We start from the raw sequence: 16,516 nt of genomic DNA, 5'->3' as shown, positions 1-16,516 counted from the left end.
TCTTTACGATTTCATATGCACTTTGCGAGTTGAAGTCCTCCCTAGAGTGATGACGACATCTTTTACTTAAAATAGCATATTCTCAATGTTGATACTTCTTTCATGCCTGTTGTGTTAGCATATTATTTTTTCAGAAAATCATAAAAAATGTCTGATGAGTTAATAAATTTTAAAGCGATACAAAAAGCCAGTTGGGGACTATTTGCTCCTCTAGAAATGCTCACCACCCTCGTTGCTCCGAAATTGATTCAATTTTCTGGGCTCCAGGCTCATGCTCATATTTTAGACGTAGGATGCGGAACAGGAGTAACTGCGATTACAGCTGCTCGTATGGGTGTCCAGGTGTCCGCTCTTGATTTAAGTCCTACTTTATTAGAAAAAGCAGAATTAAATGCACAGCTAGCTCAAGTTGCTATTGATTTTAAAGAGGGCGATGTAGAACAACTACCTTATCCTGATGCAAATTTCGATATGGTTTTAAGCCAGTTCGGTCATATGTTTGCTCCGAATGCACAAAAAGCAATCGATGAAATGCTTAGAGTTTTAAAACCTGGAGGTATTATAGCATTTTCGACATGGCCCGCAGAACATTTTGTTGGTCAATTGTTTGTATTGGTCAGTAAGTATAATCCTCCCCCGGATACCATTGATCTACCAACAAAGTGGGGAGAACCTGAATATGTTAAATATCGGTTAGGCAACCGTGTAACAAATGGATGTTTTGATTATGGTACAATGCCGGTACCAACGATGAGTCTGGGACATTATTTGAATTCTATTGAAAAAAGCCTCGGACCTGTGGCAAATCTACTAAAACGCTTTGGAAGCGATTCATATGAAATGAATCAATTTCGAATTGAAGTCTGTAATATTGCTGAAAACTATTATCGCGATAACATCCTTCATCAGACCTATATGATGTATCGGGCAACCAAACTTAATTAATTACGAGGCAAGGAATTAAAAATTAATGAATAGTAGTAAATCTTCGCATCCCTTTTTGATTTTAATCTTACTTCTTCTTTTACTACGAATATTCTTTATGTTCAAATCCAATTTATTAGTTGAAGAAGCATATTATTGGAATTATTCGAACCATCTTGATTTTAGTTTTCTAGATCATCCGCCTATGGTTGCCATTTTAATCAAATTAGGAACTTTAATTTTTGGTACAAATGAATGGGGAGTACGTTTTGCGACTATTCCTTGCTGGATCTTAACCTGTTACTTTAGCTTTAAATTAACAACATTAATACGAAAGGATGCGGGATTGTATGCAGTAGTATTGCTCTCTATAATGCCATTCTTTTTATACACTCTCTAGTTATTACCCCTGATATACCTCTTATTCTGTGTTGGTCGGCAACTCTCTATTATCTTTATCAAGGACTTGTTTTAGAGAAACATAACAGTTGGTATTGGGCAGGAATATGGATTGGTTTAGGGCTCCTCTCAAAATACACTATTGTGCTGTTAGGATTATCGACAATAATCTATTTGATATACGCTCCCTCATCCAGAAAATGGTTCTTACGTAAAGAGCCTTATTGTTGTGCGTTAATAGCATTTATTCTATTTATACCTGTTATTTATTGGAATGCCACACATAATTGGGCATCATTTTTATTTCAAAGTTCGCGACGATTTCATGATTACTATTCTTTTTCTTTTCATAAATTAATGGGTTTAGTCCTGGCATTTTTAACTCCTGCAGGAGTTTTTGGTGCATGGATTCTATTCTCAAAGAAGTATTCGAAAAAAATTATAGCCCTTGAAACAAAATACTTTTTTCAAATTTATATTGCTGTACCCCTTTTATTTTTTTCCTGCTTTAGTTTATTTCATGTAATCAAAATGAATTGGATTGGCCCCATCTTTCTAGCTATTATCCCATGGCTTGCGCTCTTAATAGCGGATAAGCAACAAATACTCGGTATAACTTTTCGTAAAAGTTGGGCTATCACTTCTGTCATTACGATGTTTATTTATAGCAGTATTATTTATTGTATTTTGTCAGATAAACCTGAAAAAATTAATCATTACTTTTTTGAAAAATTAATTCCGTGGGATAACCTTACTCGGGAAATTCATAACATTGCTCAACAATTAGAAGATAAAACTCATAACGTTCCTATCATTTTACCACTAGATACTTATAATATTGCAAGCGAGCTTACTTTTTATCAGAAAAAGTACTTCGAACAAGGACAAATGAATAATTCCTACAAAGTTACGGGTTGGCATATTTTTGGTTTAAACAGTTTGATGTATCAATATTGGGGAAGTATGGACGAGGTTAAGGGGAAGAATTTAATTTTAATTTCCTCGAAAACTTCTTTCTTTTCACATCCCCAAGTGAAGAAAAAAACAATCTCTTTAACTACTATAAAACCTATCCATTACCATGATAACAATGGGCATGAATCGTCTGTTTTTTATTATAAAGTTGTTAAGATGAGTTAGAAGCTGTTAAATCCATGAGAAATACTTCTTATATGATTCAACAGCATCTTTAAAATTATCGCCCAGCTAAGGCAATAGCGGCAGGTGTATACTCATAACCTAAATCACGAGCAACTGCTTCAAAAGTAATTTTACCTTGATGAACATTCAATCCATTAAGTAAATGCTTATCATTTAATAAGGCCAGTTTCACACCTTTAGTAACAATACTTAAGACGTAAGGCAAAGTCGCATTATTCAAGGCAAAAGTTGAAGTTCTTGGTACAGCTCCTGGCATGTTAGCCACACAGTAATGAACTACATGATCAATAACATATGTTGGTTCTTGATGTGTCGTTGGACGACTTGTTTCAAAACATCCGCCTTGATCGATAGCAACGTCTACTAAAACAGAGCCTGGACGCATTGAGCGAAGCATAGATCGTGTTACCAATTTGGGTGCTGCTGCTCCGGGAACCAAAACGGCTCCAATCACTAAATCAGCTCTAGCAACATATTTTTCAATACTGTCAACAGTAGAATAAACCGTATTAATCTTAGAGCCAAATTGAAAATCTAATTCATTTAAGCGCGCTAAAGAACGATCCAATACTGTGACTCGTGCTTCCATCCCCATAGCCATGCGTACTGCATTAGTACCAACAACTCCGCCACCAATAACCACCACATTGGCAGCAGCAACCCCAGGCACGCCACCTAATAAAATACCGCTTCCACCCTGAGCCATTTCCAAACAATGCGCACCTGCTTGAATTGACATCCGACCAGCAACCTGAGACATAGGTGTTAATAATGGCAAACCACCATCATCTTGAGTCACCGTTTCATAAGCAATGGCTGTAACACCAGACTCTTTAAGCATACGTGTTTGATGTGGATCTGGAGCCAAATGTAAATAGGTAAATAAAGTCTGACCTTCACGCAAGCGTTTGCATTCAATGGGCTGCGGCTCTTTTACCTTTACAATTAACTCTGCCCTAGAATACACTTCATCAGCACTCTCAACTACTTCGGCTCCTGCATGCCGGTAATCATCATCAGAGATACCAATCCCTAAACCTGCACCCTTCTCGACAATAACTGAGCTTCCTACCCTGATAATTTCCCTGATACTAGAAGGAACAAGACCCACACGATTTTCTTGAGGTTTAATTTCTTTTGGAACACCTACTAACATACTTTTTCCCCTCTAACGATTTTTTAACTGTTCGATTAATTGTGGTACTAACTCAAATAAGTCCCCAACCAAACCATAATCTGCAACTTGGAAAATAGGCGCATCTTCATCTTTGTTTATTGCAACAATCACTTTGGAATCTTTCATTCCTGCTAAATGCTGTACAGCACCGGAAATGCCGATAGCAATATAAAGCATAGGAGCAACAATTCTTCCAGTTTGTCCTACTTGATAATCATTAGGAACAAAACCAGCATCAACAGCAGCACGGGAAGCGCCTACTGCAGCGCCAAGAGCATCAGCTAACTCTTCTATTAATTTAAATTTCTCAGCACTTTGCAACCCTCTACCACCTGAAACTACAATTTTGGCACTTCCTAAATCTGGCCTTTCCGATTTACTTAATTCATGTTTGACAAATTGAGCTCGTTCAGCAAGAACCTCTTTATCGATGACTTCAATGTGACAAACCGCTTGATTGGCTGTTATCGGAGCAAATGCTGTGGATCGAATTGTTAATACTTTAATAGGATCTAAAACACGCACTGTTTCTATAGCATTACCCGCATAGATTGGATGTTCAAAGGTATTTGCATCAATTATTTTAGTTACATCAGAAACTTGAGTTACATCTAATTGAGCAGCAACACGCGGTGCAATATTTTTACCAAAAGTACTGGCAGAAACTAATATATTATCAAATGAGCGTGCAAATGAAAGAACTAAATCACTGATTTGTTCTGCCACTGGATGTTTATAGCAGGATTTATCAATACACCAAACTACATGGACTCCTGCAAAACTTGCAGCTTGTTCTGCTACTGAATGACATTCATGCCCTATCACTAATAAAGTCGGCTTATCGTCCAGCTCTAATGCTGCAGCCAAAGCATTACGAGTAGATGGATGTACTATTTTGTTATCATGTTCAACGATTACTAAAGTGCTCATCACTCCTCCCTATCAAAGCACTTTGGCTTCATGCTGTAGTTTATTTAATAACTCAGTGACTGATTCAATTTTCACACCAGAACTACGAACTGCTGGTGCAGCCACCTTTAATATTTCACTATGCTTTTTAAGTGACAATCCCATATTTTCTAGTTCAATTATATCTAGCGGTTTCTTTTTCGCTTTCATGATATTTGGAAGGCTCGCATATCGAGGCTCATTCAAACGTAAATCGGTACTCACAATAGCAGGCAAATGTACACTTAGAGTTTCTAAGCCTCCATCTATTTCACGAGTTACCTGAAGAGAACTTCCATTTGGCTCGATTTTGGAAGCATAAGTAGCCTGCGGCCAATTTAATAAAGAAGCTAACATTTGCGGCGTCTGATTACTGTCATCATCTATAGCTTGTTTGCCCATCAATACCAAGTCTGGTTTTTCATCTTCACTAATTTTTTTTAATATTTTAGCGATATTTAGGCTTTCAAAAGAATCTTGAGTTCGTACCAAAATTGCTCTATCAACACCTAAGGCTAAAGCATGGCGCAGTGTTTCTTGTGAATTGTCACCACCAATGCTTACCGCAACAACTTCAGTCGCCCAGTTCTTTTCACGCAAACGTAATGCTTCTTCAACAGCAATTTCATCAAATGGATTCATTGCCATTTTGATATTTTGTGTTTCAACTCCGGTATTGTCCGATTTGACTCTAATTTTTACATAAGGATCAATTACACGCTTCACTGCCACGAGAATTTTCATAATTCCTCACTGGATAATCAAAACAAACGCATCTTGCCAGAGATACGGTATCTAATTCAAGGGGAAGTAACAATTTAAACAAAATTTACCGTAGTGTTTGTTTATAATTCTTCTATGCTGTTCAAAATAGCTTGATTTAATACGCAATGACATTTACAAATACAGAATTAAAAATCAAGCTATTTTGATCCTGGTTTTACAAATTGTATATTGCCCCTAACGATTCGACAATGTCATCTGATTTGCCATATTTGCCTTTAATAAACTGATCACTCGATCAGCTCGATCAACAGCTAATGCGGTATTACCATTATAAACATTTGAATCTTGCTTCACTAAGAGCAACCTTTCAGATGCCTTTTTTATTTTTTCCTCTACTTCTAAATCACCTTCTTTATCGATAACACGCATGTGGAGTAAAAATGCCTCTAAAGATCGAGATTTTACTCCTCCTGCTCGCCAATTTTTAAAAAATTGCTGATCTAATAATCCAAGGTATGACTCGATAGGTGCTGCAATCATTTTTAATTCTGGAGTTCTAAAATTTTCAACCGTACTTTGATTTTGACTTGCTAGAACTAATTCCTTGCAAATGGATACCTCACTAGGTTCTTCAGGATGTTGCGTCGGTGAAGAAACAGCAATCAGAGGAGTTAAAAGAGCGGAGCCAATCTGTAAACTCGCATCATAAAATTGACGCGTTGCCCAGAAAGTCATTTCGAGTAAACGGACCAATAAAGTGGTTGTAGCTGTTGCTGTCACTGCACTAATCTTCTGTAATGTTTCACCTAGTTTTTGTAGCTCTTTAGATTGACTACTCTCAAGGAATTGTCCACTTTTTAATAAAGCAAAATAGAGCGCATAAACGGCAAATAACTCCTCTGCAAAAACAAAAGTTCCAAAACTGATAAATACCATAGGTAGAAACGAGATTAGAGCACGCAACCCGGTCGGTTTTATCTTGCCAACCTCATCGAAATAGCTTGTCGATTCATCTAACAAACCTAAAAGACTGGCATAAAAATTACGCTCAGTATAAGTTCTAGAGCGATTTTTTAACATTTCCAACCACTTTTTTAAATCTTCACGAGTAGTGATTTCATCAAATTGAATAGGTTTAAAATCTTGTGGTGAAGTTAATTTTTCATAACAGAGCATTAACGTTTTGAAACAAGCCCCATCATTACGGCCCTCAGATAGGTTTTGTTCAAGCCATCCAAGTTCAGGGCTGAATGAAGAGCTATGATCTGGATGAAACTGCACTGCTATTGCTTTATAATTTTTTCGAATCTTTCTCTTGTCTGGACCATCTTTTAAAAGTAGCTTATTGATAAATCGAATAAAGTCAGCATCTAAACGTAAAAGAGTCTCTTTATTTAAAGAACTCAAATAACTTTTTTTTTCTTCATCATAACTGGCATAAATGCTAACCAGAGTTTTTAATTCTGTTTCTATACTCATCAGCACTCCCTAGCATTAGTTATGGATTGATACTGTTATAATTCTGATTGTAATTTTACTCCAAACAATACCATCCATTTTTTGGAACCAACTTTCCTTCTAAGATATTCAGTAAAAAAGCTCACTACTAATAAACTAATATAAAAAGCACTCATCACATCACTCAAATAATGAAAGCATAATAAAATTCTTGATAGAGCCACAAAAAATGCAACAATAAGTAAAAGATAAAAATAACGCGGAAAAAGTACACCTAATCCCGTGGCTAAACTAACAACTGTAGTTGTGTGCCCTGAAGGAAAAGACCAGTAATTACTGCTCAGTTTAAACCAATAAAACCCAAATTCATAACTCGAAAACAATAAATCAGGGCGAGCACGACTTAACGCAATCTTCAGAATCACACAAACAAAATTTGCAATAAAAACACAACCTAACAAATACCAAGACCTTGCTTCGTATAAGGGATTAATTTTAATGTAACGAAAATATAATCCTATGATAAAAAATAAAGCTATATAGGCTACCGACTTACCTAAAGCAGTTAATGCCTCTAATAAAGGTACTTTAGTCCCCAGATCTAATTGATGCAAATAAATTGCCAATGGCCTATCAACAAAATAATAGGCTACAATAACAGAAATTGCATAAAGAAAAATAACCCAAGGTTTTTTCATAAAATAATCTGTTTTTTCAAATTGTGTCATCAATCAATCCTTACTCGCGTAAATACCAAGGTATTGTAATTACAATAATGCGCGGCTCTCTCTCTAAAAAAAGTAACGCACGTAAACCTGTCGCATGAATATTATGTAACAAATACTCATACCATTTAGGCTCTATTAATTCAGGTATAATAATCGCAATAAGTTCATTTTTCCTGTCTTTTCTTACTTTACTTACAAAATTTAATAACGGCTTATAGATACGGCGATAAGGTGATTTAATAATTTCAAGTTTAGGAATCTTTTTATCTGCCTTATACGCTGGGATTTCAATTTTTTCATGCCAAAGCTTTTTCAATCCATGGACATCCTCATAACCAGCATCGATAAAAACAGCCGTAATATCCTCTGAAAGCAACATTCCAAATTGTATTGCTTTTTCAGCAATTAAATCTAGACCATGTATGGGGATAATCACTATAGGAGGTTTTAAGGAGTTAGGATTGATCTTAATTGGATTTTTAATTTCATGGGCAATTTTCTTATAATGAAGTTTTATACGATGCATCAAAAAAGCAAGTGTGGGTGCTAGAACAATAATTATCCAGGCACCTTCTACAAATTTTGTAATGATGATAATAAACAGAGCAATTGCCGTTACCAGAGCACCTAATGCATTGATTATTAACTTATAACGAACTTTGCGATTTTCTTGACGTAACCAATACACGACCATGCCACTCTGAGAAAAAAGAAAAGCACTAAAAGCGCCAACAGCAAATAATGGAATGAGATTACTCGTAATTCCATTAAAGGCAATAAGAATGATGGCTGAAAAAATGGCAAGAATGATAATGCCGACTGAAAAAACGAGGCGTCGCCCACGCTCAGCAAAAAAATAGGGTAAATAGTTATCTTCGGCTAGTAAACGGCAGACTCTTGGAAAACCTGAAAAACTAGTTTGTGCGGAATAAGCAAGGATAATAAAAATGCTAACAATTGAAATGTAGTAAAAAATGCCTTTTCCTGTGGTCACCATAACCAATTGCGACAAGATGGTCTGATATCCAGGTTGATTCTGATTCATAGCTACAATATGATAAGCAGGACATAAGTAACCTATAACTATTAAAAAAACAGCTAGAGTAACAACGATTATGGTCAAGGTCCATTGTGCATTGCGGACGGTGGGTTTCTGAAATAGAGGAACTGCATTACTGACCGCTTCAACTCCCGTCATTGCGGTTAATCCATTGGCGAATGCCGTTAAAAACATCCAAAATGTTAATGCTTCAAACGAATTTGCTTGTGTTTTTGGAGGCTCATTAATCAGCTGGGGATGCCCGCCACTGGACCAAACGTCCACAATACCGATGCACATAGCAACTAACATGCATGCAATAAAGATAAATACCGGGATCAAAAAAAGTGTTCCCGTCTCACGAATTCCTCTTAAATTGAGCAAAGTCAGCATGAGCAAGATGAGAAGGCATAGGATGAGAGTGTAAGGTTGCAATGACGGAAGCGCTGAAACTATAGCACCAACACCTGCTGAGATTCCAACAGTAACATTTAACAAATAATCCAGTATTAAAGAAATTGCTGCACCTAAACCGTATTTTTTACCTAAATTATCACTAGCGACAATGTATGCACCGCCTCCATTTGGATAAGCGGCTGTCGTTTGCAAATAAGAAAAATACAAAAACACAAGAACCAGAACAACCAATAATGAAATAGCGAAAAAGTGATTTAGCCCTACTATTCCAGCCGGTAATAAGATGGTGAGTGCTGCTTCCGGGCCGTAAGCGGTCGAAGATAATGCGTCTAAGCCTAATGCAGGAACGCCTGTAAAAATAGACAGCTGTTGCTTTTTTTTTGCCTTTAATGGTAGAGGTTTTCCTAATATCTTATCAAGTAATGACATATCCTTATTACCTCATTATTTTTAATCTATTGTAACCATTCAATAAACCATAATCAAAGACTCACATTGAACGTGAATTATGAATTTTATTAGGGTCAGTTGACAATTCACCTGCCGCCTCGTGCCGCTTCTTGTCCGCGGCATCCATTCGATCTAAATCATTGGCAAATTTCTTGATACAGGTCACGCGATTGAGGGTTTAGTTTCTCTATTAAATTTATTTTCCATTGTCTTGGCCAATTTTTGAAACGTTTTTCACGTCGTGCTGCTTCAACGTATAATTCATATGCTTCATAATAGACCAGCATATGTACGTTATACTGAGCAGTGAAACCAGGACTGACTTTATTTTTGTGTTCCCAAGTCCGTTTAATGATGTCTGACGTAGACCCTACGTAAAGAGTACCATGATGCTGACTCGCAAGAATAGAAACATAAGCCAGACTCATCGTACTTCCTTGGATGTTGGGCAAACACTGAGATAATACCGGAAGCTGCGCTACATAGGTAGCCATAAAAATGCGCATGCCATAGCAACAACAGAAGCATCGTTTCGCTTTAATTTATCAACTCTTGTGGCGATTGCACGAACGTGTTTTATTCTGACAAAAAAATTTTCAACTCGATGTCTGTATTTATAAATACCCCAATCCATATCTGCATTACCAGTTTTAGAATTGCTCTTTCCTTGAATCACGGGAATGGATGATTTTTTTCGAATGGTATCTCGAACCTCTTCGCTATCATAACCTTATCTGCAATAGTATGTTCTGCAGCAGGTAACTTTTCGATAAATTCTGGTGCCACTTTGCAATCATGCACTTCGCCACCTGTTATTTCAAAATCAATAGGTAATCCGTGAGCATCAACGTCCATATGAATCTTCGTTGTATTTCCAGCAGCCGACTTACCAATGCCTTGTTCTTCCTTATTAGGCGCGCCAGCACTATGTTGATGAGCTTTGACAATACTGCCATCAATAAACTCCCATTCTAAATCGGGCTCTTGCACAAGCGTTTTAAAAATTTGAATTAACTTTTTTTGAGATGACCATCGATTAAATTGTTGATAAATTCAATTCCAGCATCCAAAATCTATCGGTAGGTCACGCCAAGGGCACCCAACCCGCATGCGATATAACATTGCCTCAACTATCCTACGAAGATTGGGCTTGTCATAAATTCTGTGCTGTAGCATGCTCTCCCTCAGCTTTGACCAACGCTCGTCATTGAGCATAAGTCTAAGCATTGCAAACTCGTTTTATACTTGGTATCTGAGCCGTTATATTATGAGTGTGCTTCCATTAATCAATCAATTAGGTTGTTCAGCTTTTAATTTGACCATCTACTGGATGCCGCGGACAAGCCGCGGCACGTAGGCAGCAGGTGAATTGTCAACAGACCCTAGATGAAAATCTAACTTGTGTGTGTTGGATTGAAAAAATGCACTCGCATCGGCTTGAAGCTTTTATACCAGGCCTGAAGCAGAAACATTTTGCCCTTAGGCTCGCCGCTATTCACTTAAGGAGTTTTCGTTATTTTCGCGAAAATGAAAATCCATTTCTACACAACCATCGCGACTTGCTCAACAGGAGCCTTAATTTGAGATGCTTTTGGTTCTTCGTTAAAAAACCGATGCTTCCTTGAGTCCGATTTTAGAGAGGTTAAAATATCCTCTTTCATCGATTCCATAAAACTTGGAGTATCTCTGTATCCCCCAAGGCAATATCTTTGCCATAACCCGTCTAGCTTCATTTCGATAAAACAATGATCTGAATTAACAATAACAGAAACAGGAATCTCGGGGTATAAACGTTTCATTTCTTCTTTGAATGCAATAGCTCTTAAGCGACAACTTGCAATACCCTGTTTTCGCGCCTCATTAAGGTATTCATGACCATTGTGGATACTGACTCCGACAGAATCACGGAGTTTTCCATGATCTTTGCCAAACTTTAGGTATTTCATTAATAAACGATGAACTTCTTGATGCTCTGGATTTTTTATTAAAGTATTAAATACAGGATTTGCTCTATAGTGTTGGGACATACGCAGCAGTAAATGAACCGTGACGTCTATAGGAGCTGTTTGGGGTTTAGCTAACCGAATGTAATAGAGGTGATTTTCTTTAGAATATTTTATTTCAAAATCATCTTTTTTTAATCCTTTTAGTGCAATATCCAACAATTTTTCATTCGGATCTAAGGAAGGTAAAGCTTGCCAGTTACTGGTAAGACAAATACTCTTTTCTCCTTCAAACACTGTTAACTTTGACTGTTCCTTTCTTCTTTTTATTAAATCTTTTGTTATTCCATTAGCATGAAATTTATACTTACAATGAACTAGATTTTCAGTAGCGTTCATTCCTAATAATTCGAAATACTGGAATGGAGAAGAGGGATTCTCATTAATAGTTAAATCAGAATATACTTCATTACGATAATACTTTCTTGATGGGGTCAAAGTGATTAAATCAACAGATTTAAATATAGGTGCCCTGTATTGGGGTTGAGAAACAAATGCTTTCGTATCTATACCACTTTGAAAATTTGTTTGTTTCGCATTCATCTGTGTCGCAATGCGCTCTTTGATCTGTTGCAATCTAACGAGTTCTATTTGATTATTCTCGATATTTGCAATCTCAATATCAATAATATTTTGCTTGGCTTGTCCCAAATGATAATTATCAAGTTTTGTTGCGAATAAGGGAGCAATGTTATCGAGCTTTACTTCAAGTGCTTCACGGTCCTCGACTAGATTTTGACATGCTTTATAGTCAAGAAATTGTATCTTTGTAGTATCTAATTTTTGTTGTTTGGCCTGTTGAGCCAATACTGTTCTCGTTGCTGGCGTTAACTTAGAAACCAATAAATCGTCAAAATCTTCGCCATTAATTGCATTTTGCAAAGATTCTTTATTCATTTGAACCAGTTGTTCATTCTCCCAGGTATATAAAGAATGTCCTGCAGCAAGTAAGTCAAGCATATGTTCGAGTAACAGCTCACGTTTATTTGTTGACCAACTAGAGAATGACCAATCCGCAAAAATATATATTTGGCTCTTTGCAGAGTTTTCAGGATGTTTATTCTCTTTTTCTTGAGTATTTTTGTCCTCTGCAATTCGTCTAGGAGGTTTGTCTTTTAGTTTCTCTATTGTTTCACGAATGTCACCATCAAAAATACCTTGGGTTCGTGCAAATGCGCGTACATGAGAATATGAAGTTGCTGGAAACCAGGCTCCTAAAAGTCCGGTTTTTCTTTGCAGTGTTGGAAGTAACGTTGCGATAAGCTCTAAACCAGTATCCACCTGCAAATTAACAGGATATGTTTGCAATTTAGGATCGCGGAAAGGTAACAGAAGCTGTTTCAAATCAGATGCTTTTTTTTTGTCAGCCTTATTGGTCCACCACTTAGATTCAATTCGGATAATTTCATTGTCAACCACCTCTAACAAAGTACTCATAAGCTTTCGACCTGAGGAAGGCAAAATCTGCAACGTAAATGGTGGAAGTGATTGTTCTTGTGCTGCAACCATATCCTCAAATTCATCTAATTGTTGTTGATTGGCCGTGCCTTCTACTTGTATTTTTCTTTTTGTAGCTTCTCTAAGACCTGCCTCTAAAGCTTTTGGTAACACATGTCTTCCACGATCGACCAAATTAGGATCTACCTGATTTAGAACTTGCATGAGATTACGCGAACAATAAGTAGCCTCTGATGGGGGATTTTTTTCTCTGTCTTTCTTATCTTGACTTGACCACTGAAAAAAAGATTTGATAAGGACCCAAAGACTAGTACGTACTTTTCCTTCAGCATGGAGCTTTTCAGTCAACTTGACTTGTTCTAAATATTCATCAAGAAATTGCTGTCTTATTTTACTGTCAGTATGTTTAAAAAGTAATAAACTTGAATTAACTACAGGGAGAATGTCAGCTTGCCCCGTGGCACGCCAAAAAGTGACTAAGAGTTGGATTAAGCGATCTTTATTCTCTTTGGATGCAGTGATAAATTGTTCAATAAGCTCATCCTTATCCTCTATCCCTTTCATATCTTTGGCCAATCGCCTCATCCAACGATGACCAGTTGCAAGAGCTTCTTTTAGTTGGGCACGAGTAAGTTCTTTAGTGCAGTAATTTAAAAGCAGAACAGATAATTCTTCTACAGTTTTTTCTTGTAGGGTTTTAATAAATGACTCGGTGGATAAAGATAGTTTTCGCTCAAAATTATTACAAATTACCCCATATTTATTCTTTCCAGTGCAAACAAAGACAGAGATAACTTCTCTATGTCCATGTTTGCTCCGAGATGTTGTTAGTGATTGTGCTGCTTGCTTGAATAGAGCCAAAGGCTTTTTGCTATTAGTAACTACAAACAAAATATCGCCCGGATCAATAGCACAGTCATTCATCACTAACATGATGACTCTCCTAATAAATTAATTACCGATGGCCATGGAAATGACTGTACGCATAAGGATGGCCATGATGATGGCTATTTGCAGACAGTAAAGAAGTCTCACTGGTAACTACGGAAGTGATAAGAGTTGCCAGATCATCATCATTGACTCCGGGTTGTTCCATTCCTTTAGTAATTTCATCGATTGAATCGTTAGAAAAATCGACTTCTTTTAATCGAGATGCTACATCTGATGGTTTAGAAAATGATAAAACAGCGATTTCTCCAACATGTTGCTTCAGCAGAGCAAGAAAAGATTCTCTTTTGCTTTCTAACAAAGAAGTAGTAGGAGAAATTGCTTTAATTGACTTATATCTTTTAATTACAGAGTCAACATAATTAATTGCATCTTGATTATCTCGTAATGATTCACTTTTGCTTTTTTCAGCTAGCACTTGATATTGAGTTGCCCTGGGACTCATTTTACCTAAAGCTTCTCTCAGTTCAGATGATAATTGATTTAACATTGGCATTTTCTCTCCTAGACTAGTTAAATTTGGCCCGCATTCTATCACTGAAAGCTCAATCAATCAACTTATTGAATTTTATTTGAACTTTTTGGTTTGGGGTGCTTTATTTTATTGTAAAAAATAAATTAATTACTCTTTTTACTTTGCCCTACGTGAGTAAGATTCTAGTTTAGAATCATCGATACACACCTATATAAATACCTAATTCACATCAGTTTATAACGGACCAGAACTCAAATTATAAAAGGCAATATCGATGATGAGCATATTTTGACCTATTATTTACTTGTTATTTCAAGTCACTATTCGTTAGAATCAGAATACTTTGATCATGAGTCATTTTTAATGTTGGAATTTACTTTAATTCAAAAAATATGTATTTGGGCTATTCCTATTTTACTTGCAATAACCTTGCATGAAGCAGCTCATGCTTACGTGGCCTATCGATGTGGAGATACTACCGCAAAAATGTTTGGCCGTTTAAGCTTAAATCCGATACGTCATATTGACCCTATAGGTACAGTGCTCATTCCTCTGTTAGTAGGTGTTTTGACTCAATTTAATTTTGTAATCGGGTATGCCAAACCGGTTCCTATCAATTGGAGGCAATTTCGTCACCCTCGCCGTGACATGATTTTTGTCACTCTTGCAGGACCTTTTGCAAATATTTTTATGGCTTTTTTATGGGCCGGTTGTTATAAAATTTCACTAATTCTCAATCCTGCCTCCTCAATGCCAGTACTTTTTCTTTATGCCACAGCTCAGGCTGGGATATTGATCAATTTGATTTTAGCGACTTTAAATTTACTTCCTATTCCGCCATTAGATGGGAGCAGAGTAGTGAGCAGTCTTTTACCTCCTAAACAAGCGATTGCTTACGAAAAAATAGAACCTTACGGATTTTTTATTCTAATTCTGTTAGTATTTACTGGAGCTTTGGGTATCATATTAACTCCATTGATCAATTTGGGGTTAGTGACACTGAGTGCCATTTTTAATATATGAATATTTTAGCCGATGCATCCCTTCCCGGACTAGAGCAAGCTTTTCCTAAGCCTTTTAACTTAATGCGCTATAATCATGCCAATGAACTTGCTCACTTACTCGTTGGACAGGATGTTCTTCTTTGTCGTTCTACGCTTAAAGTAAATCGAGCGTTATTAGAAAATCATTCGATAAGGTATGTAGCTACTGCAAGTTCAGGCACTGATCATCTCGATCACTCCTGGTTAAACGCACAACATATTCAAATCATAGACGCCAAAGGGTCAAATGCTAGAGCTGTCGCTGATTATGTTGTTGCCTGTCTTGCTTTTCTGGAGCAGCGCCATTTTATTCAAGGCAATAAAGCCGGTGTGGTTGGTTTGGGTAAGGTGGGAACCCGAGTCTCGACACGATTGCAGGCAGCAGGTTTCCAAGTATTGCACTATGATCCACTGAAAGCGATGCGCGAAGCGGATGCTTTTCAAAGTTGCTCTCTAGAGGATTTGTATCAAGCGGATCTCATCTGTATTCATGCAGAACTGCATGACAATCCCCCCTTCCCTAGTCGTCACTTAGTTAATCAACATTTTTTGACTCAATTAAAGCCCGGTTCCATTATTATTAATGCTGCACGAGGAGGAGTTATTGATGAAGAGGCCCTGCTCCATGAACCCAAGGCCTTGATTTATTGCACTGATGTATATCTAAATGAACCAACAATTGATGTACGTATAATTGATAAAGCAGTACTCTGCACGCCCCACATAGCAGGCCACAGTATTGAAGCAAAATATGCTGCTGTGGCGATGGTTAGCTTATCTTTACACCAAGTCGCAAATTTGCCCGTGCCTCAATTTGCCACACCCCAAACGATAAAAACCATTCATATAGAAAAAAATAAATTATGGTATGAGTCGGTGTTATCCCTTTATAACCCCATTGAAGAAACAGTGAATTTAAAAAAAGCTATAGATAAAAAATCGGCGTTTATAGAGTTGCGTAAACATCATCAAAACCGTCATGATTTTTGTCAGTATTCCATGGAATCGCTTGGTGATGAGAAAACGAAACTCTTATTGGGTATGTGAACCAATAAAGAGTGCCCCATAATTGTATTTAATGTTATTAAAGTTAACTTTGTTCATTGTAAATCAGCAAATCAACTGATAATCTCTTACCGGTTTTTATAAAAATAAAGGAGTA

At 36.9% G+C, this 16,516-nt stretch carries 14 protein-coding genes and 1 pseudogene; 5 read left to right on the top strand and 10 right to left on the bottom strand.

The features are described from left to right. The first annotated feature begins 147 nt into the window (after nt 1-147). The 3 genes from EL220_RS04315 to EL220_RS04305 are packed head-to-tail and all read left to right on the top strand — an operon-like array spanning nt 148 to nt 2,463. Entirely contained in the window at nt 148-945 is a 798-nt protein-coding gene (locus tag EL220_RS04315; protein WP_027270593.1) for a class I SAM-dependent methyltransferase, read from the top strand. A 25-nt stretch (nt 946-970) separates the two neighbouring features. Then, on the top strand, nt 971-1,324 hold the full coding sequence (locus tag EL220_RS04310) for an ArnT family glycosyltransferase (protein ID WP_128130823.1): 354 nt from the start codon (nt 971-973) through the stop codon (nt 1,322-1,324). Beyond that, nucleotides 1,240-2,463, top strand: coding sequence for a glycosyltransferase family 39 protein (locus tag EL220_RS04305; protein WP_128130822.1), 1,224 nt, complete (start codon nt 1,240-1,242; stop codon nt 2,461-2,463). The genes EL220_RS04310 and EL220_RS04305 overlap by 85 nt, the downstream gene beginning before the upstream one ends. Nucleotides 2,464-2,518: 55 nt before the next feature. Here the strand turns inward: EL220_RS04305 and ald are convergent, their stop codons facing one another. The 10 genes and pseudogenes from ald to EL220_RS04255 all read right to left on the bottom strand — a co-directional run bounded on the left by ald (nt 2,519) and on the right by EL220_RS04255 (nt 14,332). Then, entirely contained in the window at nt 2,519-3,640 is a 1,122-nt protein-coding gene (ald, locus tag EL220_RS04300) for an alanine dehydrogenase (RefSeq protein ID WP_027270591.1), read from the bottom strand. Between the two features lie 12 nt (nt 3,641-3,652). Continuing rightward, entirely contained in the window at nt 3,653-4,591 is a 939-nt protein-coding gene (locus EL220_RS04295) for an electron transfer flavoprotein subunit alpha/FixB family protein (protein WP_027270590.1), read from the bottom strand. Between the two features lie 12 nt (nt 4,592-4,603). Next, the gene (locus EL220_RS04290; protein ID WP_027270589.1) at nt 4,604-5,353 is read right to left on the bottom strand and encodes an electron transfer flavoprotein subunit beta/FixA family protein; all 750 of its coding nucleotides are present in this window, start codon (nt 5,351-5,353) and stop codon (nt 4,604-4,606) included. Nucleotides 5,354-5,569: 216 nt separating this feature from the next. Further along, the gene (locus EL220_RS04285; RefSeq protein ID WP_027270588.1) at nt 5,570-6,814 is read right to left on the bottom strand and encodes a hypothetical protein; all 1,245 of its coding nucleotides are present in this window, start codon (nt 6,812-6,814) and stop codon (nt 5,570-5,572) included. Nucleotides 6,815-6,849: 35 nt separating this feature from the next. Further along, nucleotides 6,850-7,521 carry a phosphatase PAP2 family protein gene (locus EL220_RS04280; protein ID WP_027270587.1) on the bottom strand — a complete coding sequence of 224 codons (672 nt, stop codon included), beginning with the start codon at nt 7,519-7,521 and terminating at the stop codon, nt 6,850-6,852. A 10-nt stretch (nt 7,522-7,531) separates the two neighbouring features. Then, nucleotides 7,532-9,406, bottom strand: a complete 1,875-nt coding sequence (locus EL220_RS04275) for an APC family permease (protein ID WP_027270586.1) — start codon at nt 9,404-9,406, stop codon at nt 7,532-7,534. Nucleotides 9,407-9,564: 158 nt separating this feature from the next. After that, on the bottom strand, nt 9,565-9,855 hold the full coding sequence (locus EL220_RS04270; protein WP_128130972.1) for a GIY-YIG nuclease family protein: 291 nt from the start codon (nt 9,853-9,855) through the stop codon (nt 9,565-9,567). A 50-nt stretch (nt 9,856-9,905) separates the two neighbouring features. Next, nucleotides 9,906-10,654: pseudogene (locus tag EL220_RS04265) on the bottom strand (IS5 family transposase). Between the two features lie 314 nt (nt 10,655-10,968). Continuing rightward, nucleotides 10,969-13,821: a hypothetical protein gene (locus EL220_RS04260; protein ID WP_027270966.1), complete on the bottom strand. Its 2,853-nt coding sequence runs from the start codon at nt 13,819-13,821 to the stop codon at nt 10,969-10,971. Between the two features lie 22 nt (nt 13,822-13,843). Further along, nucleotides 13,844-14,332 (bottom strand): hypothetical protein, encoded by a 489-nt coding sequence (locus EL220_RS04255; RefSeq protein WP_027270967.1) that lies wholly within the window; start codon nt 14,330-14,332, stop codon nt 13,844-13,846. Between the two features lie 342 nt (nt 14,333-14,674). Between EL220_RS04255 and EL220_RS04250 the strand changes: the two genes are divergently transcribed. Both EL220_RS04250 and EL220_RS04245 read left to right on the top strand, forming a co-directional pair. Beyond that, nucleotides 14,675-15,334 (top strand): site-2 protease family protein, encoded by a 660-nt coding sequence (locus tag EL220_RS04250; protein WP_027270968.1) that lies wholly within the window; start codon nt 14,675-14,677, stop codon nt 15,332-15,334. Then, complete coding sequence (locus EL220_RS04245) at nt 15,331-16,401, top strand: 4-phosphoerythronate dehydrogenase (protein WP_027270969.1); 1,071 nt, start codon at nt 15,331-15,333, stop codon at nt 16,399-16,401. Before EL220_RS04250 ends, EL220_RS04245 begins: the two co-directional genes overlap by 4 nt. The last annotated feature ends 115 nt before the right edge of the window (nt 16,402-16,516 follow it).

This window comes from Legionella sainthelensi (assembly GCF_900637685.1).
In the GTDB taxonomy this organism is placed as follows: domain Bacteria; phylum Pseudomonadota; class Gammaproteobacteria; order Legionellales; family Legionellaceae; genus Legionella; species Legionella sainthelensi.
This window is presented reverse-complemented; position numbering and strand designations above follow the sequence as displayed.

Bases quoted from the DNA above. Each gene is read 5' to 3' on its own strand.
- EL220_RS04315 (WP_027270593.1), top strand. From the start codon at position 148: ATGTCTGATGAGTTAATAAATTTTAAAGCGATACAAAAAGCCAGTTGG.
- EL220_RS04310 (WP_128130823.1), top strand. From the start codon at position 971: ATGAATAGTAGTAAATCTTCGCATCCCTTTTTGATTTTAATCTTACTT.
- ald (WP_027270591.1), bottom strand. From the start codon at position 3,640: ATGTTAGTAGGTGTTCCAAAAGAAATTAAACCTCAAGAAAATCGTGTG.
- EL220_RS04295 (WP_027270590.1), bottom strand. From the start codon at position 4,591: ATGAGCACTTTAGTAATCGTTGAACATGATAACAAAATAGTACATCCA.
- EL220_RS04290 (WP_027270589.1), bottom strand. From the start codon at position 5,353: ATGAAAATTCTCGTGGCAGTGAAGCGTGTAATTGATCCTTATGTAAAA.
- EL220_RS04285 (WP_027270588.1), bottom strand. From the start codon at position 6,814: ATGAGTATAGAAACAGAATTAAAAACTCTGGTTAGCATTTATGCCAGT.
- EL220_RS04280 (WP_027270587.1), bottom strand. From the start codon at position 7,521: ATGACACAATTTGAAAAAACAGATTATTTTATGAAAAAACCTTGGGTT.
- EL220_RS04275 (WP_027270586.1), bottom strand. From the start codon at position 9,406: ATGTCATTACTTGATAAGATATTAGGAAAACCTCTACCATTAAAGGCA.
- EL220_RS04270 (WP_128130972.1), bottom strand. From the start codon at position 9,855: ATGAGTCTGGCTTATGTTTCTATTCTTGCGAGTCAGCATCATGGTACT.
- EL220_RS04260 (WP_027270966.1), bottom strand. From the start codon at position 13,821: ATGTTAGTGATGAATGACTGTGCTATTGATCCGGGCGATATTTTGTTT.
- EL220_RS04255 (WP_027270967.1), bottom strand. From the start codon at position 14,332: ATGCCAATGTTAAATCAATTATCATCTGAACTGAGAGAAGCTTTAGGT.
- EL220_RS04250 (WP_027270968.1), top strand. From the start codon at position 14,675: ATGTTGGAATTTACTTTAATTCAAAAAATATGTATTTGGGCTATTCCT.
- EL220_RS04245 (WP_027270969.1), top strand. From the start codon at position 15,331: ATGAATATTTTAGCCGATGCATCCCTTCCCGGACTAGAGCAAGCTTTT.